21 protein-coding genes are annotated in these 16617 nt (G+C 72.3%); all 21 read right to left on the bottom strand.

Annotated elements, in window-relative coordinates; translation table 11 throughout:
• Positions 1–21: 21 nt before the first annotated feature.
• Positions 22–1821, bottom strand: coding sequence for a type IV secretory system conjugative DNA transfer family protein (locus AQI95_RS35970; RefSeq protein WP_067134161.1), 1800 nt, complete (start codon positions 1819–1821; stop codon positions 22–24).
• Positions 1822–2087: 266 nt separating this feature from the next.
• Positions 2088–2441, bottom strand: a complete 354-nt coding sequence (locus tag AQI95_RS35965) for a hypothetical protein (protein ID WP_067134158.1) — start codon at positions 2439–2441, stop codon at positions 2088–2090.
• A 141-nt stretch (positions 2442–2582) separates the two neighbouring features.
• A complete protein-coding gene (locus AQI95_RS49320; RefSeq protein WP_244188960.1) occupies positions 2583–2888 on the bottom strand; it encodes a hypothetical protein in 306 nt (101 codons plus the stop codon).
• Positions 2889–3175: 287 nt separating this feature from the next.
• Positions 3176–4003, bottom strand: a complete 828-nt coding sequence (locus AQI95_RS35955) for an SPDY domain-containing protein (RefSeq protein WP_067134439.1) — start codon at positions 4001–4003, stop codon at positions 3176–3178.
• Complete coding sequence (locus tag AQI95_RS35950) at positions 3994–4350, bottom strand: hypothetical protein (protein WP_067134155.1); 357 nt, start codon at positions 4348–4350, stop codon at positions 3994–3996. The genes AQI95_RS35955 and AQI95_RS35950 overlap by 10 nt, the downstream gene beginning before the upstream one ends.
• 29 nt (positions 4351–4379) lie before the next feature.
• Positions 4380–5180 carry an SPDY domain-containing protein gene (locus AQI95_RS35945; RefSeq protein ID WP_067134152.1) on the bottom strand — a complete coding sequence of 267 codons (801 nt, stop codon included), beginning with the start codon at positions 5178–5180 and terminating at the stop codon, positions 4380–4382.
• Positions 5177–5566 (bottom strand): hypothetical protein, encoded by a 390-nt coding sequence (locus AQI95_RS35940; RefSeq protein ID WP_067134149.1) that lies wholly within the window; start codon positions 5564–5566, stop codon positions 5177–5179. Before AQI95_RS35940 ends, AQI95_RS35945 begins: the two co-directional genes overlap by 4 nt.
• A gap of 400 nt (positions 5567–5966) precedes the next feature.
• Positions 5967–6722 (bottom strand): hypothetical protein, encoded by a 756-nt coding sequence (locus tag AQI95_RS35935; RefSeq protein WP_067134437.1) that lies wholly within the window; start codon positions 6720–6722, stop codon positions 5967–5969.
• A 26-nt stretch (positions 6723–6748) separates the two neighbouring features.
• Positions 6749–7447: a hypothetical protein gene (locus AQI95_RS35930; RefSeq protein WP_067134146.1), complete on the bottom strand. Its 699-nt coding sequence runs from the start codon at positions 7445–7447 to the stop codon at positions 6749–6751.
• Positions 7448–7460: 13 nt separating this feature from the next.
• Positions 7461–8495, bottom strand: coding sequence for a hypothetical protein (locus tag AQI95_RS49315; protein WP_067134143.1), 1035 nt, complete (start codon positions 8493–8495; stop codon positions 7461–7463).
• Between the two features lie 396 nt (positions 8496–8891).
• Entirely contained in the window at positions 8892–9332 is a 441-nt protein-coding gene (locus AQI95_RS35920; protein WP_067134140.1) for a hypothetical protein, read from the bottom strand.
• A 104-nt stretch (positions 9333–9436) separates the two neighbouring features.
• A complete protein-coding gene (locus AQI95_RS35915; protein ID WP_067134138.1) occupies positions 9437–9934 on the bottom strand; it encodes a hypothetical protein in 498 nt (165 codons plus the stop codon).
• A 76-nt stretch (positions 9935–10010) separates the two neighbouring features.
• The gene (locus AQI95_RS35910) at positions 10011–11117 is read right to left on the bottom strand and encodes a hypothetical protein (protein ID WP_067134135.1); all 1107 of its coding nucleotides are present in this window, start codon (positions 11115–11117) and stop codon (positions 10011–10013) included.
• A gap of 90 nt (positions 11118–11207) precedes the next feature.
• Positions 11208–11552: a hypothetical protein gene (locus AQI95_RS35905; RefSeq protein ID WP_067134132.1), complete on the bottom strand. Its 345-nt coding sequence runs from the start codon at positions 11550–11552 to the stop codon at positions 11208–11210.
• On the bottom strand, positions 11549–11797 hold the full coding sequence (locus AQI95_RS50225; RefSeq protein WP_341849490.1) for a hypothetical protein: 249 nt from the start codon (positions 11795–11797) through the stop codon (positions 11549–11551). Before AQI95_RS50225 ends, AQI95_RS35905 begins: the two co-directional genes overlap by 4 nt.
• Positions 11798–12005: 208 nt before the next feature.
• On the bottom strand, positions 12006–13037 hold the full coding sequence (locus tag AQI95_RS35895) for a hypothetical protein (RefSeq protein WP_079071755.1): 1032 nt from the start codon (positions 13035–13037) through the stop codon (positions 12006–12008).
• 180 nt (positions 13038–13217) lie between these two features.
• Entirely contained in the window at positions 13218–14027 is an 810-nt protein-coding gene (locus AQI95_RS35890) for an SPDY domain-containing protein (protein WP_067134125.1), read from the bottom strand.
• Positions 14028–14077: 50 nt separating this feature from the next.
• The gene (locus tag AQI95_RS35885; RefSeq protein ID WP_079071754.1) at positions 14078–14824 is read right to left on the bottom strand and encodes a glycosyltransferase family 2 protein; all 747 of its coding nucleotides are present in this window, start codon (positions 14822–14824) and stop codon (positions 14078–14080) included.
• A gap of 58 nt (positions 14825–14882) precedes the next feature.
• Positions 14883–15263 carry a hypothetical protein gene (locus tag AQI95_RS35880; protein ID WP_079071753.1) on the bottom strand — a complete coding sequence of 127 codons (381 nt, stop codon included), beginning with the start codon at positions 15261–15263 and terminating at the stop codon, positions 14883–14885.
• Positions 15264–15496: 233 nt separating this feature from the next.
• Positions 15497–16036, bottom strand: a complete 540-nt coding sequence (locus AQI95_RS35875) for a hypothetical protein (protein ID WP_067134116.1) — start codon at positions 16034–16036, stop codon at positions 15497–15499.
• On the bottom strand, positions 16033–16605 hold the full coding sequence (locus AQI95_RS48480; RefSeq protein ID WP_067134112.1) for a hypothetical protein: 573 nt from the start codon (positions 16603–16605) through the stop codon (positions 16033–16035). The genes AQI95_RS35875 and AQI95_RS48480 overlap by 4 nt, the downstream gene beginning before the upstream one ends.
• Positions 16606–16617: the final 12 nt, after the last annotated feature.

Below are 16617 nucleotides of genomic sequence, written 5' to 3'. Positions count from 1 at the left end.
TGCGAGATCCTTCGCCGGCGCTCACGCGGCCTTGCCGAAGTCGGACTGGCCGGGCATGTGCTTGGCGATGGCACGGGCGGTGATCGCCTTGGAGGCCCGGGCGGAGGCGGCGGCTAGTTCGTCGGCACCGGGCTCGAGATACCAGGGGCGCAGGTCGAGCATGGCCACGCGCATGCCGGTGGCGAAGCACAGGGCGGTGCCCTTGGGCAGGGCGCGGATGTCATCGGCGGGCATGATCCTCTGTTGACGCATGCTGACGGAGGTGGATTTGCCGGACTCGGATGTCGAGGTGGAGGTGGTTTCGACGTCGTGGTCACCGATGAGCCGGCTGAGCTTGTCCGCGAAATCGGGATCGTCGATACCACTGCCGATCACCTTGACGGTCGCAGCGCTCCACATGGCGTCCATGCCCGGCTCGCCCCAGACTTTCTGGCCCTGTCGGTAGGACTGCAGGATCGTGATCGGGATGATCCCGCGCGATCCCAAGTGCGAGTACAGGTCCGGGAGATCAGAGATCTTGCACACGTTGGCGGCCTCGTCCAAGATCGCGAGCATGGGCGGGTCGAGGCGCCCGCCGGCACGCTCGGCCTGGGCGGTCGCGGCCCGCATGACGGAGTCGGCGCACGCCGCGATCAAGGCCGAGGCTCCGCCGCCGCCGTCCTTCGACAGCAGGTACAGGGTGTCAGTGGAGGTGACGAACTCGCTGGGCCGGAACTCGGGGATGTCCTTCTGCGGGGTGACCCAGGCGGCGATCTCGCTGTTCAGCAGGGCGGCGGCGTACTGGCGGGCCGTCTCGTAGATGCCGTCGCGGGTTTCGGGCGGCCCTTCAACCGTGCCCTTGAGCTGGGCGGCGACGGCGGTGAACTGGTGGTCGCGGAGGATGTCCAGCGGGGTGCGGTCGGCGGGGAAGGCGAGCCATTGCATCACGTCGGTGATGGGCCGCTCGTCGAGTGCGGCGGCGAGGAACAGCTGGGACAGGATGTTGGATCCGGCCTTGGACCAGAAGTCTCCCTGCTGGGAGGCGTCCACGCTCGCGGCGAGGAAGTGGCCGGCCAGCCGTCCCGCGCCGTCGAGGGTCTTGGCGTCGGCGAGCGGGTTCCACCACATCTGTCGTTGGACGTGGGCGATCTGCTGCGGGTCCATCGACCACACCCGCCCCGCCGCCGCTCGCGCGTCGAGGGTGGCGGTGTAGGCGTCGCCGGCTGCCTTGTTGCTGGTGAGCAGGACCGGGCCCGGCGCGTTGAGGATGGACGGGATGGCCAGCGAGGTGGTCTTGCCGGAGCGCGGTGCCATGATCGCGACGGCGACGTCCTCGTACCCCATGCGGACCTCGTGCTTGGTGCCCTGGAGGTTGCCGAGGAGGATGCCGGTGTCGCGGGCGTCGATGTGCGTGGCGTTCTTCAGGCTGGGGCGCAGGGAGCGTGCCTTGACGGTGATCGCCTTGGCCATCAGTGGCTCGATGTCCTTGGCCTTGGCCATCCCGGTGATCTTCTTCCGGCCGTTGCCGGAGTTCTTGTGCCGCACCCACCAGATTGCGGCGGTGAGTGCGAGGGCGGTCATCGCGGTGACGGGGATGATGCGGGCACCGATGAGCAGGGACGTTTCTCCGGCTTTGGGCCAGAGCCGGGCGGGGTGCAGGAGTGCTTCGGTGGGCTGATACGGCGCCCAGCGGCCGGAGTCGGTGGCCCAGGCGGTGAGATTTCCGCACAGCCAGGCGAGGTTGGACAGGGGGACGGCGACGGCGAGGGCGCCGAGGAGAGCCTTGAAGGCGATGTCGTAGAAGCCGTCGCTGCTGGAGGAGGCGGGGGAGGAAGGGGGCAAGGGCAGGAACCAGGGGAGAGCAGGGCGCGGTCAGCGAGAGCGGCGGTGCGGTGGCTGTGGCTGGCTCGGCGGTGCAGGCGTTGGGCCTTGACCGCCTTTGACGGCGGCGAGGTTCTGGACGCGCTCTTCCAGCGGCTTCAGCACGTTGCCCGCGTCGGGGACGGGAGTGGTGCGCAGGCGCGGTCGGGCCCGGCCGGGAAGGGCGAGGGGAGCGCGGCGCAGCGGTATGGGGTCGCCGTGTCCGGCCGGGTGCCAGGCGCAGGTGGTCAGGGTGTGACCGGTGGGTCTACGGGGCTGGACGCGAGGTCGCGCAGGCGCTGTACGTCCCAGTGCAGGACATGCCAGTCGGTGGCTTCCTGAGCGGCGTCACGGAGGCTGTCGATGCTCCGCCGCATCGTGTCGTTCACGGGCTGGTCGGTCTGCTGGGACACGGAGCGGGCGGCAGCGCGCAGGATGTCGCCGAGCAGGATGGGGACGCCGGTGTCCTCATCCAGGAGCAGGGCGAGCAACGGCAGCACGTCGGGGACGGGTGGGTAGGTGCGCAGGTAGTCCTTGACGTGGGCCAGCGTGGCGGTGGCCTGGGCGACCTGGTTGGGGCTGGGGCCGGGGGTGTGAGGCATCAACGTCCTTGTGCGGGTGGGGAGTGAGGTGATCGGGCAGGGGGGTGCGGTCGGCGGTCGGCGGTCGGCGCCGGGTGCGCCTGGCAGCCGGTTGGCTGGCGGTGGGGAGGACGGCGCCGGATTCCGGACGGGCGAGGGCGGTCACTTTCCCGCCGAGGCGGTCCGGCCGGGCGCCCGGACTGCGGTCGGAGGCGGGGCCAGCAGCGAGGGGGCGTGTCGTGCGGCGGAGTTGATCTCACCGAGGGCATCTCCGTGGGAGGCCCAGTCGTCGAGATAGGTCCAGCATTCGGCGTGGTGCTCGGCGAGGGCGTCGTCGAAGACCGGGGTGCCGGGCCGGGCATCGGCGGGCAGAGAGTCGCGCGTGCGCTCCCACTGCTCGTGCAGGGCGTCGAGGCGGTCGAGCGCGGTGGCGAGGACGCCGAGTTGGAATCCCCAGCGGTTCTGCACCAGGCGGGTGGGTAGGTGGGCGAGTTGCGTGTGGGCGGTGGCCAGGAGGTGACGGGCGCCGGATCGGACGGTCTCGAACGCCTGGGCGGTGTCGGCGTCGCGCTGGCTCTGGCGCAGTGCGTAGGCGTGGTCGTCGTAGGGCCAGCCGTCAAGGTCGGTGTGCTCGTCGGAGTAGACGGCCCAGGAGGTGAGGATCTGTTCGCTGTCCTGGAGGAAACCGTCGAGGCGGCACAGGAGTTCGCGGTGAGAGGTGGGACGGGAGGCGATGGTGAGAGGTCCTGTCGGGATCAGCGGTGAGCGGCTGGCCGGGCGGCACCGGCGTGCGCCGGGGCTGTGGCGGGTTTCGGCTGCCGGCGGCGGGCGGCGGTACGGGTCTGCGCGCGGACGGCGTCGAGCCGGGCGGTGTGCGCTGCGACGACCTGCTCGGGTGTGAGCGGGCTGGGCTGCTGCACGACGCTGTGGTGGGCGGTGCGGTCGTACATGCCGCGCTGGAGCGGGGCAGGGTCGGCGAGCGCGGTGACGAAGGCGTTCACCAGGTGGATGGGGGTGCGGCTGTCGAAAACGGCGTGCCAGAGGCGTCTGCCCCTCGGGGTGCTGTGTCCGGGCTCGCAGGTCTCGACGGCCCAGAACCTGGCGCCGTTGTCGTTGCGTGCGGGCCGCCGTTCGATGTGGCACATGCCGTCGGGCGAGTGAGCCGTGTTCTGCGCGTCGGTCTGCCAGTTCGCTGATCGCAGCTTCTGGAAGAGATCTGTGTGCTGGTCCGGCGAGGGTGCGGTCAGGGCATCGGTGAGGGCGGCGAGGAGTTCGGCAGGTACGAGTTCGCCGAACTCGGCGTACCAGCCCGGCTCGGTGCGGGTGGGCTCGGCCCGCAGCCGCCACCAGGCGGAGGTGACGGACTGCGGGTCGAACTGGAGGCTGTGGCGGCCCTCGGGGCTGGTGAGGACGATCTCGGGGCTGAGCGGATCGGAAATGCGCTGCCATCCGGCGGCGGCCAGGCCGTGGGTGACGTGGCGTCCGTCGCCGGGGCCGGCGAGGTGGCGGGGGCTGGTGTCGAAGGGGATCCGCCAGGCGTGCGTGTTGGCGAAGGCGGCGAGCTGCCGTTCGCTCACTGGCACCGGCCGCACCCCGGTGTCCTCGCCTGCGGGGTCGCGTACAGGGCGCGCAGGTCGTCCAGGACGTAGTGGAGGGTGTGCTGGTCGGCCTGCTCCCGCGCGGCGGTGCGCAGCTCCTCGATGAGGAGGTCGACGTCGGTGGTGCGCGGGGTGGCCGGGTGTTCCTTTACGGTGCGGGCGAGGGCGCGCAGGGTGTCGGCGAGCTGGACGGGTATGCCGGTGTACTCGTCCAGCAGCGGCTCGACGAGTGCGAGCGCGACGGCGGGATCGGGGTCCTCGCGCAGGTAGTCGGTGAGGTCGGCGAGGGTTTCGGCGGCGGCGTGGATGGTGTCCGGAGTGAGTGCGGGCAACGGTGCTCCTCGGTGGTCGGCTTCGGGTTTCAGCGGCGGGCGCGGGCGCCGCCGGCGGGGGCGTGGGGCGGGACCGTGGTGCGGGGCCGGGGTCGTCTCACCGAGTTGCGGGCCCAGGTGGCGGCCCGGGCGGCGGTGATCCGGGCCTGCTGCCAGGCTCTGAGTTCGGAGGGAAGAACGGAGACGGACGTGGCGCGGATCTTCGCGCTGTGCGGGAGGCGTCCGCGCGGGCGCATCACGGGCTCGGGGCTGGCCAGTGCGGCCGAGAAGGCTTGCACGAGGTGCATCGGGGTGGTGGAGGTGAACTGGGCGGTCCAGGCGCTGCCCTGCTGGTCCTTCGCGCCGGACCACCACACGGCGTTGCCGCTGCCGTCCTGGCGGAAGTGCAGCCACGCCGATCCGTCCGGGCTGGTCGCGGTGTAGTGCCTGCCCTCGGACTGGGCCCGCCACTGGTGTTCTTCCAGCGGCGCCCACACGTTGGGGGCGTGCGCGGAGCGCGGCTGGGTCAGGGCATCGGTCAGCCCGGCGAGGATCTCCACCGGCGTCTGCCGGCCCAGAGTCGCCCACCACTCGGCCTGGTCCCCTGCGGCGAGCCCGTGCACCGTCCAACCGCCCGGCTGAACATGGGGGTTGTAGGCGATGCGGACGGTGCGGTCCGGGCTCTGCAGGAGCAGGGGCCCGCCCTTCTCGGAGGTGTCCCGCCAGCCGGAGGCGCGCAGGAACTCACTGATGTGGCGGATGTCGCCGCCCCCGGCGAGCGCACGGGGCTCCACGAGGTAGTGCTGCTCGGCCTGCTCGTGCTGTCCCCAGCCGGTCCACTGTTTCTTCATCGGCGCCGCCTGACCACCAGGGCCGAGGCCACTGGCTGGGGTGCCGGGCTGCCGGCCGGGCGGGGCCGGTGGGCGTGGCTGCGGATGGTGTCGGTGTGCTCGTCGAGGTCCGTGCCGACACGTTCGAGGTCGTTCGCCGCCCGGCCCAGCGCGAGCCATACCTCGGGCGGGAGGAGGCCGCGCTCGGAATGGTCCTTGGCGAAGCGGGAGCCGGTGCCGATCAGTTCCGTCACCTGGGTGAGGACACCGGTCTCGGCGTCGAGGACGGCGCCGAGGAGCTGGGCGGCCTGGTGCGGTGGAGCCTGGGCGAGCAGATGGGCGAGCTGCCCGATCTGGCGGCCGATGTCCTCGGCCAGGCGCGCCGGGTTCGGGGTGGGGTGAGGCATGCTCCTCCAGGACGCGGTGTCGGGATCAGTGGTGATGGCGGTGGCCGGTTCGCTGGGCCTCGGCGAGAACGGCCTCGGGGCGCGCACCGGCCAGCAAGGAAGCGCGGTCGGGGCCGGTGGGGGTACAGGCACGCAGGTAGCGGCGGAACAGAGCGGTCGCCAGGCGGGGCGTGAGGCGCCGGCTGATCGGCGGGGGTGTGCGGGGTGCTACGGGGTTCTCCGGTTGATCGTGCGGGCAGGGGCGGCCCGGCCGGAGCCGGGGCCGTGGTCCGGTCTTACGGCGTGTGCCGGGCGGGTGCGCGACGCCGGGGGCGCCGGCCGGGGGCGATGACCAGGCCGGTGCGGAGGCCGCTGGCGATGCTGAGGTACGTCCCCACCGGAAAGCCGGGCTCCGTGCGGCTCATCGGGCCCTGGCCGCCGGAGACCGGTGGCCGGCCGCGGCCGGAGTGGTGGGCGGGGTGGCGGTGGGGGCGATCCGGCCCGAGGGATGCTGCAGCGCGGTGTCAATGCCGTGCGCTTCGAGCTGCCGACCGGTCTCGCGCACGGCGCGGGCCTGCGCGGTGGTGTCGTCGCCGCTGAGCCGGTAGATACCGGTCTGCGTGTCGTGGACGAAGCCGTTGGCGGCCAGCACGGCCGCCGCCCTGGCGCCGACGGGGGCGGCGGCGAGGCTGCCGTCCGGCTGCCAGGTCAGCACGACCCGGTCCGTATCGGATGGGACGATGCCGGCGGCGGCGTTGTGGCGGACCTGCGCGAGCGCGGTGTCGTAGCGGGCGAGCAGGTCGCCGGCCACCTGCTCGGCACCCAGGAAGGGATCGTCCGCCAGAGCGATGCCGTTGGGCTCGCGCACGCCGCGGTACGCCTCGTCGGGAAGATCACGGGGCGCGACGGCGGCGATGAGGAAGCCGTCGCGGGCGCCCGGACGCTCGAGTACGGCGAGCTGGGCGCCGTCCGCGCGGGTCAGGACGGCCGCCTGCTCCAGCGGGTGTTCGGCAAGGGATTCGGCGATGAGGTCCAGGTCCCAGATCCGGTCGGCCAGTTCGGTGAGGTCCTCCTTGTGCCCGGAGGGGTGGTGGGCGCCGGCCCAGTCGCCGGGGAGTTCGCCGGCGAGGACGTCGGCGTAGGAGGCGAGGCGCTCGGATTCTTCAGGGGTGTGCATGGTGTCCTTGGCGGGGTGGGGCGGTGTCAGCGGCGCGGTGCGGCGGCCACGGGAGGCGGTGGCGGCGCCGGCACGGTGCGCGGCGGGGTCGGGCAGGCGCACACGGCGGAGGCTTCGCGTTCGCCGGCGGGGACTTCCCTCGTGCAGGTGCTGCGGCCGGGGTGCTCGGCGTGCCGGTCGGCGAGGCGGTTGCGGGTGTGGCCCAGGTTGGTGCGGATGACGTGCAGGTACTCGTCGGCGAGGTAGCGAAGGCGCCTGGCCGTGTGGGGGTCGGTGGCGCCGTCGAGAGCGTCGTGGAACTCGGCTGCCGCGGCGAGGACTTGCCCGACAGCGTCGAGGATGCCGTCGTGGGGTCCAGTCAGCTCGGTCAGGACGTCGGCGGCCTCCCCGGTGGTGGTGGCCTGCCGGATACGGTCGGCGAGGTGGACGACCGACGAGCCCAGCGGTTGATAGTGGGCGGGGCGGCGGTCGGTGTCGAAGTCCTCGTCGGCCTCGACGTGGTAGCCGACGGCGCGCAGCCGGGCCACGGCCTCGGTGGCCAGGCCCCTCTCCTCGTCCTGGGGGAGGCCAGTGGGGGCGCGGTGGTAGGTCTCATGGAGGCGGTACACGGGCACGAAACCCGCGCGCTCCAGGACGCTGTGGGCCTCACGGTCACCCCCGCGGGCGAGGACCTCCGTGGAGTGCGGATCGCGGCGGATGGCCAGGAAACGGTCGGCGAGGGCCAAAGAGACGTTTCTCCTACGGCGACGGACGCGGTGCGGGCCGGACCGCGGACCGGGCCGGCGCCGGTGCGGGAGTCGTGGCCGGTGGTGTGGGGCGGGGCAGGGGGTTCATACGGGCGGCCGTGGTGTCGAGGTCCTGCTGGATGCCGTGGAGCCGGCGGGCGATCAGCTCCAGGCGGTGCGCGGTGTCGGGGCCGGCTCCCTGCCATTCCCCCCAGCTGCTGACGCCGACTGGCAGGTCATAGGGCGGGTTGGGTTCGTAGTCCTCGGCATCGGGAGCGTCGTGATCGTTGTCGTGCGAGCGGGTCATGACGGCTTCCTGCTTCGGCCGGTCCTGCGCACGGGCCGCTGCCGGCCGGGTGCCGGGCTGGCGGGCGACGCGGTGGGCGGTGTGCTCGATCAGGCCGCGCACGGTGGCCAGCGGCCCGGAGTGCTCGTCGGCGAGCTGAGTGAGGAGCGCCGCGAGCTGGGCAGGTCCGGTCGGCACGGACTCGGCGAGACCGTGGCGGTCACGTGCGATCCCGGCAGGCGGCCTCAGCCGCAGGTCCTGCTCGATCCGGCGGGCCTCGTCCGCCAGCCGCCTGGGGAGGTGGGCGGGCTGGCGCTGCCAGGTGCCGTCGAGGCGGACGAGGTTGGCGATCAGGTCGATGCGGCCGGGCTTGGCCTGGACGGCGATCCACCGGCAGCCGTCCTGGTCGCCGGGGATCTCGATGCCGGCGGCGCGGGCGAGGCGGTGGGCGACCTCGGCCCACTCGGCACCGCTGAGGTCACGGTCGTCGGGGTGGAACCGGGCGCCGATGTGGACGAATGCCTTCCGGCCGCCGGCGGGGCTGGAGGTGAACGGGTTGTTGAAGAGCGGGTCTTGGAGGTGTTCGGCCCACTGGGCGGCGCTCCAGGTGGCCTGTTCGCCGTCGAGGTAGGAGTTAAGGCCCGGCCAGTGGGCGACGACGGCGTGCTCGGTCAGGCTTCCTTCCGGTCTCACGGCACGCCCGAGTGCTTCGCCGAGCGGGGCGTGGGGGGTGTCGGTGCGTTCGTTGACGCGGGGGATCACGTCGGTGTGCTCTTTCCGGTGGGTGGGGTGTCGCGGTGTGAAGGTCCCGGGCAGCCGGCCGCCGCAGCGATCGCGTACGAGGGCGGGGAGGCGATTTGGCTTCCTGGGCCCAGGGGCCGGCGCGGGCCGCGGAGGGTGTGGTGGGACCGGGATGTTCGTAGGCGGCGGCATCGTGTCGATGAATGCCCCGACCGGCGCATTTGCGGGGTGTCGTCGCGAAACGTCGGCACCGTGAATGCCGGAGCCATCTGCATGTCGAGTGCCGGGCGGCAGCGTGCACGGCCGCTGGCACCGGCGGCCGGCCTCAGCCGGCTTGCTGGCGCCTCTGTGGAGTTCGCGCGGCCTGCCGGCCCGAGCATGGCGCGAGCTTGGCAAGGGCGGCGGAAGGAGGGAGAGTCACCGGCCGCCGTGGACGTCAGCGATGTGCACGAGCTGGCCCACGGCCGTGGTGGTGTACCAGCCGCAGTCGATGACCGTGTTGTCGGCTCCGGCGTGCCTGGGCAGGAGGTGGTCCCCCATGGCGCGCAGGTAGATCATGCAGTCCGGGCACGGGCGCGAGAGGTGGACGAGGTAGCGGGGATGGGCGGTGATGAAGGTCTGCGCGCCGCCGTCCGCGTCGCGCAGCCGCCATCCGTCCTCCTCGGTCAGGGTGTGCCAGGACGGGGCGACGACACGCATCGCGTCCCCCCACAGCTCCCCGTCGGCGACGCCCTTGATGACGACGATCTCGTCGCCGGCCTGGAAGTGCTGATGGGTGATGTCTCGGGCAGGCGTGAGCGGGTCGGGCGTCGGGACGAAGGCCGAGGCTGGCGGAGACGTCCAGGAGGGCGGGAGCATGCGGGTCCTTCCACGCGGAAGTTGGGGAAGCGGCGGGAACATCTATGCTCCGCAGGATCGGTCGTTTGGCCAACTGCCGATCCTCGGCTATGTTCCCCCCCGCCTCAGCGGAACGGATTCTCCGTCCCGTGGTCCGCCTCCGACGCCGCGTCGAGGAGTTCGAGCAGGTCAGAGCCGTCCGCGTCGCGCTGGTCGATCCACCATCCAGCCGCGGTGACGGTGCGGGCCTTCTCCTCCAGCACGGCCCAGTCCGCCTCGTCCCAGGTGCCCTCGACGACGAGCGCGGTGTGTGCGGCGGTTACCAGCTGATGGCGGGAACGCTCACCCCAGGCAAGTGCCTTGCCGGGTCCTTCGAGCGGCGGCATGTCGAACCTGGCGGCCCACTCGGAGGCTGCCTGCTGCTCCTCGGCGCGCTTGGCGGCAAGCCACTGCTGCGTGGACGCGGTGTCGCTGTCGCGGGCGGCTTTCCAGCACTCGGAGCAGTCCCGGCCTGCGAGCCAGCGGGCGAAGCCGGCGCGCCGGTCGGCGGGACGGCCGGACAGATCATGGACGGCCTCGTGGCCGCAAGCGTGCGTGACGGTCCACTGTGTACGAACGGCCATACAGTAACGATTCTCCTTATGTGCAGGTGAGTTGGTTGGGGTGTGCCGGCTGGTCGGTGGGAGCCGCTTGCGGGCGCTAGGGGCGGCGCGCAGGGGCCGTACTGCGCGGCAGCGTGGCCGCAGGCGCGGTGGTCACGGCGGGGCGCGGCCGGACCCGTGGGGGTGCGGGGGTTCGGTGCGGGGGCAGGACGGCGACGGTGGCACCGAGGTCGTCGGCCGCCGCATGGACTTCGCGGACGAGGAAGGCGAGCTGCCGGCCGAGTGCTTCGAGGCGGGCGCCGGTCTGCCGACCCTGCACGGTGTCCAGGGCGTGGGAGAACTCGGCCGCGGTCTCCAGCAGTTGCTCCAGCCTGACCATCGGGCCAGCGTCGTAGCCGCTCTGCGTGGCGCTGAGCAGGGCCTCAGAGACGTCGCCGGCGCCCCGGGCCTCGATGACGTCCCGCAGCAGTTCCTGGAGGGGCAGTTCGGGCGGAGGCTCGGGGCGGTTGAACCGGGACGAGCCGTCCGCGCGCAGGACGCCCGGAGGCACCGGCCCGGGCAGCGCCTGTCCGGCCGCGTATACGTTGTCGTACTGTCCGATCACTTCCCAGCCCGGCGCGCCCGGGTCACCGGTGAGAGCGACAACGGTGTCGGTGTCGTCCTCGACCAGATAGGCGAGAGTGACCAGGCGGCCGTCCACCGCGTACCAGGATTCGATCAGATCCAACTCGCCACGCCGTTGGGCGGCTTGGGCCATCTCGGTCCACATCTGCCGTTCCTCGGCGGTCAGCTCGCTGGTGTGAGACGGGTGGTGCTGGTCGGCGAGGTCGGCGGCGAGGCAACCGTTCTCTGCCCAGAAGGCGAGGTGCGGCCACACGGCCGTGTGCTGCTCGCGCTTGGCCGGCGTCCCGGGTGCGGCGGGGCGGTCCAGTGCGCGGGTGACCTCGGTGTGGGAGGCGGCGAGTGCGTCGAGCAGTTCGCACCAGGCGCTCGTGTGCCGGGCCGGGGGCAGTGCGTCGAGGGCGCTGCGGGCGGCGTCCAGCAACTGGCCGGCGTGCGGGACGAGATGAGTGGCGTACGTGGCGAGGGCTGCCTGGTTGCGGCGGGCCCGTGCGGCTGCCTCGGCGTGATGGTGGACGGTGCGGCCGTAGCGGTCACGGGCGGCGTCGAACGCGGTCTGTGTCTCGCGGTCGATGACGCCCATCCGCAGTCTGAAATCGCGTGCCCGGGAGGCGAGGTCCGAGATGGCCAGGGTAGGTGAGTCGGGGATGGGGATGCTCCTGGAGATGTGAGGTCAGGGCCGGGAGGGACGATGGGGCGGGGCCTGCGATGTCATGGCCGGCGGGCGTGCCGGCCCGCCGGGAGCTGCCCGCCCGTCGGTGCGTGGGCGCAGGTCGGGGGCGAGGTCGACGGCGTAGCGGGCCGCGGTAAGCATCTGCGCGGCCCAGGTGGCGTGTTCGTTCTCCCAGGTGCGGCCGAGGTCGAACGGCAGGCGGATCCACACGCCCCGCAGTTGTGGGTAGGTGACGAATCCGGCGCGGTCCAGGATGCTCGCGGCGAAGGCGTCGACGGGTCCGTCGACATCGACCTCGCCGCCCTGGCCGCGGGTGATGCGGATGGTCGCGTCGTTGGAGTTCACCGGGTCCGCCCGCTTCCGGCCGACTGGGTGTACCCGGCTGCGGGCACGGCTACGGCCTGGGGCAGGGGTCGGCCGGGTATGGCGGCGGGGGCGGATGTCCGCTGCGGGGAGCGGGTGGCGGCGGCCTGCGCGATACGGCTGCGGACCTTCGGTGGCGCGGGGGGTGAGGTCAGGGCGGGGGCGAGGGCGTAGTCGGCTCCGACCGTGTAGCCGTGACGGCGCAGTACGACCCGCAGGTCTTGCACGGCCTGACGGGTGCGGCGCAGGCCGTCCTGCTCGGGGTTGGCCAGCCGGTACAGGCCCGGGGTGTCGGGGACGGGCTCGAACTGGGTGCGCTCCAGATACCAGTGGGCCAGGTGCGCGGGGATGTTCGCGTGGGCGGCGGCTACGAAGCCGTGTTCGGGATGGGCGCCGAAGTGGAAGTGGTCGGACAGGTGGGGGCCTTTCTTCTGCTCACCGGCGCGGGGGTGGTGTGCCGGGTAGTGCGGGCAGGGCCGGCGGGAGCGCCGGGGCGCCTTGGGCTGGTCCGGGAAGTGGGCGTGGCGGGGTGGGGGCGGCGGCCCTCGCCTGACGGAGGAAGGTTTCCCCGTCGGCGATCCAGATCTCGATCACCGGCCGCAGCCTGGCATCCCGCCGGGTCTTTGCCTGCGCCTTGGCCTCGTCCGACGCCGTCGCGAGGAGGCCGGGCGGGACGAACAGGCGCCACTCGACGAACGCGTCCTGCCACTGCGATATGGCGTTTCGGATGCGGTCCAGTGCGACGGCGTCTTCGGGCCAGGGTGTCTGGTCCGGTCGGCACTGCTCCAGCAGATGCGGTGCGTGGATGAGGTGGTTGCGGAGCTTGTACTGGGCCAGGTCGGCGAACTGCTTCTCCAGGTGAGGGAGTTCGGCCGGGTCGAGAAGGGTGGCGTCGCTGTAGCGGCCGGACTCCTCCATCGTCGCCAAGGTCTCGTACTCCTCGCGGAGCGTGTCGAGTGCGTACGCGACGGTGTCCAGCCGCCGGGCGTGCAGGGCCTGGTGGTAGGCGGGCAGGAACCGCTCCGCGATGGCCGCTGCCACCAGCTGGTGATCGCCGGGGATGGCGATGCTGCGGGGCACGATCGGCTCGTTGGTGTTGTCGTCGAACCCCTCCGAGGCGAAGGCGCCGACCAGGTAGTCGCTCGGGTGGCCGGGCCGCTCCACGAGGAGCAGTTCGACGCCCTCGCCGTTGCTGAGGACCGCGGCGTAGGGAGCGCGCTGGTCCTCAACGGCGCGGAGCAGTTCACCGTCGTCCCACAGCAGGGGGATCAGGTCGTGCTGCCAGGCCGGGTGACTGTGGATGCTGATTTCGGCGCTCCAGCTCCCGGGCAGGTGCGCGGCGATCTCTTCGGCGACGTCACCGAGGTAGCGGCGGGGGGTGATCGTGACGCTGGTCTGGTGGCGGTGGGCGGTGCGGATCAGGTTTCGAAGCGTGTGGTGAGCTGCTTCCCGGCTGCCGACGGACACAGAGGATGTCCCGTCGCCGCGGCGCTGGAAGCCGCAGAGGTCCAGGACGGTCTGCGCCCAGGGGTACTTCTCACCATGAGCGACGGCGACGAGGCCGGTGGTGGTGCTGGTCGACAGCGTGATGTGTGCGGGAGAGTGCGGGGGCGTTTCGGGTCCTGTGGGGTGTCGCTGGCGGAGGGGTCAGTGTGTCCGCGGGGACCGGCTGGTGCCGGGTCCGCCCGGCAGGCCGTGGGCGGGCCGGGGCTGCGCGGTGGGGTGTCGCGGGGCCGGAGGGGTCCACCGTGCGGACACCAGCGGTGCCAGGGCCTCGGGCAGGACGGAGGTGGTGGGCCGGTGGATCGGTGCGGTGCTGAGTGTCTGGGCCAGGACCACGTTGACGACGAACGGCGGGGTCTTCTCGGTGAAGGAGACGGCCCACAGCGGTCCCAGGTCGTCGGGGTAGGCGCCGATGTGCCAGATGATCGCTTCGTCGTCCTGGAGCGGCGGCCCCAGGGAGCCCGGCGGGCGGCCGAGCACGGCGGCGTGTCCGTCGTGGGACTGGAACCCGGTCAGCCCCAGGTCCTCGATGTAGTCCCAGTGGCTGGGGTCCACGTGCAGCTCGATCAGGTCGGGCTCGGTGCCGATGCCGTAGATGGCGTGGTCGGGGTCGGCTTTGAGTCCGGTGGCGACAGTGTTGATGAGGGAGGCGACGAACTCGACGGGTACGAGGCCCGCGACGTCGGCTCTCCAGCGTTCGGGCGCGTCCTTGTCCGTGCGGGCCGTGATTACCAGGTGGGGGCCGTTGCCCTCGGTGGTGCGGTCGTGGCGGATGGTGAGGCGCTCGCAGGGACTGGTGACGCTGAAGGACGACTCACCGAGGGAGGCGGACCAGGCGGCCTCGTCGGCGAAGGCTGCCAGCAGAGCGTGGTGTTCTTCGGGGTAGCTGGCTGCCAGGTAGCGGGGGCTGAGAAGGATCTCCCCGTCCGCTGCGGGGGCATGGTCGTGGGGCATGGAGCCTTCGATGGTGGAGGAAACGGGCGAGGAACGTGCGCGCCGTCTGCCTATGCGGCTGCGGGCGACGCGGCATCACGCAGGGCAAGGGAGGCGGAGCGCAGGCTGGAACCGAAACGGTGGGCGAAGCGGCGCACCTGGGGCTCCAGGGCGTTGTAGGAGTCCTGGGCGGTCATCTGACCTGTGTGTTTGCGGTACCGGTAGACCGGTACCGGCAGCAGGATTCCTGGCGCGAGGCAGGTGACCGCGAGCGTGCAGTAGTCCTCGCCCTGGACGAGTCCGCCCATGGGAGCCGCGCGCACCAGGTCGGTGCGGGCGAGGATCGTGGTGGGGCCGAGCGGGATCGTGTCCCCCGGGTCCTTCCAGTACGACCACACGTCCCCCGCCTCGTGCCGGCCGGGCGGCGTCGGACATCGCCACAGATCCCTGGCGCCGTCGGCATACAGATCCTCACTCCACCCCGCGCACCAGCCCACCCCGGTCTCCTCCAGGGTGCGCAGCCGCAGCGCCATGGCCCCGTCGGTGAACTCGTCGTCGTCATCGGCCCAGTTCACATATTGGGTGCGGACTTCGGTGAGGGCGAGGTTGCGGGCGCAGGCCGCGCCGACCGCGCGCGGGAGCGCGAGGACGTGCACGCGTGGGTCCGTGGCGAGGGCGGCAGGAAGCCGGGCGGGGTCGGCCCCGTCGATCGCTACGACCGCCTTCCAAGGGACTGTTTGGCGGTCGAGGCTGGCGTGCATCGCCGTGAGATAGGCCAGACGGTCGGGCTGCAGCCGGGTGGCGATGACGACCGTGATCTTCGGGTCGGTGTGCGAGGACAGGAAGTTCTCCAGGAGCGGGAGGCGGGGCGATGGCTCAGCGGCGGGCGACGGGACGTGCGCGGGTAGCGGGTGCAGAGGCCGGCATGACGGGTGTGGCGCGGGGCGGCAAGGTAGTCGGCGGCGGGTGGCCGAGGTGCCAGCGCCAGTCGCCGCCGAACCGCGCTTGCGGGTCGGTCTCCCATGTCACGATCGGCCCGCGAGCGAATGCTTCGAGATGGATGACCTCGATGCCCTCCGGACGCAGGACGTATCCCCACGTCAGATGGCCGGCTGACGTTTCGGTGACACTCCACCGCTCGGATGGGCCTGCACCGGCCGCGTCGAGTGCGTCGTACGGCTCGCTGGGATGCTCATCGCCGTCGACGATCGCGGCACGCAACGGTTCGGGAGTGCCGTCGAGGAGGTCGGTGCCCAACTGCGACCAGCCTGCGGGTGCATCGTCGATCAGGTACCGGGACAGGGCATCGAGGCTGCTGGCGAAGCGGTACTGGTAGGCGCCGAGCAGCAGAGGGAGATGGTGGCTGGGGTAGCCGCCCGAGCCGGCGCAGACGCCGCGATACCCGGTGGCGGTGGGCCGGGCGATGAAGGAGCGGGCGGACAGAGGGACTCCAGGGATGTGGGGTTCGGCGGTCGTTCACGCCGCTGCTCTCAGGTGCGTCGGCGCGAGGGGTGCGTGCCGCCGGCATCGGGAGCCCGGCGGTGCTCGACGGCCGGCTCGGGCAGAGCGCCGGAGCCGGACTCGGGCTCGGCGGGCCGGCGGGTGACGGCTTGCAGCGCGCGGTTGAGGCTGCGCAGGGCGGCGGCGTGCCCGAGCGTGACGGCCAGCTCGCTCTCCACCGGCGCTCTGCTGCCGGTGCCGGCGGTGACCCGGTGGGCATCGGCCAGTCCGATCGCGGCGGTGCTGAGGTGTGTGGCGGCGCGGCTGCCGTGGGCGAGCGCGGTGGCCAGCTGGGACAGGTACTGACGGCCGGCGTCGGTGCTGGCGAGGGAGCCCTCCGCGGACTGGCGCAGGTCGGCGACGAGACCGGACGTCAGATTGTGCACGGCGACGAGCTGGTCGAATACGGGCATCATGCCCGCCACGGGAGTGGCGTCCTGTGCCAGGACCAGGAAGTCGGCGGTTTCATGGATGCGGCGCTGCCACAGACCCAGGCGCGCGCGGACGAAATCGGCGTGCGGGCGGCTCATCGAATCGAGCCCTTCGGCGGGTTCGCCCGCGTCATGGGCGGGTGCGAGGGAGCGGGCGGGGTGCCGGGCGGCTCTGGGGGAAGACCGGGCGCCGTGCGTGCCTGGGGAGGGGGCGGCGGGGGCGGTGCCGGGTCGTATTCGGCGCGTAGGATCGCCAGGTCCGCCTGGTGGGCGATGGCTATCACGGACAGGCTGCGGCTGGCCGCTGTCATCAGCATCTTGGGCGGGGAGTCCAGTTCCGCTCCGCGGTTCTGGCCGCGCCACCGGGCGGCGGCCACGAGGTAGTCGCTGACCGCCTGAAGCACGGGTTCCGCGGCGTCCAGTAGGTGCCTGGTGACCGCGCTGGCCTGCAGGGGTGTCTCGGCGGCGGCGAGCGCGTCCAGGTACGGGGCCAGGTCGGGGCTCGGCAGCGGTTTGTCCGGCAGCGGGTGCTCGGTCAGGAACGGTGTGGTGTCGCGCTTCGCCCAGCGGAGCAGGTCGCGGTTGGTGGCGATGCCGTAGCGGGCGGCGGCGATCTGGTCGGTGTCGCGGCCGACGTTGTCGTACAGCTCGAAGTCGGGATCTCGCAAGACCGGCGCCTA

This window comes from Streptomyces yokosukanensis (assembly GCF_001514035.1).
Lineage (GTDB): Bacteria > Actinomycetota > Actinomycetes > Streptomycetales > Streptomycetaceae > Streptomyces > Streptomyces yokosukanensis.
This window is presented reverse-complemented; position numbering and strand designations above follow the sequence as displayed.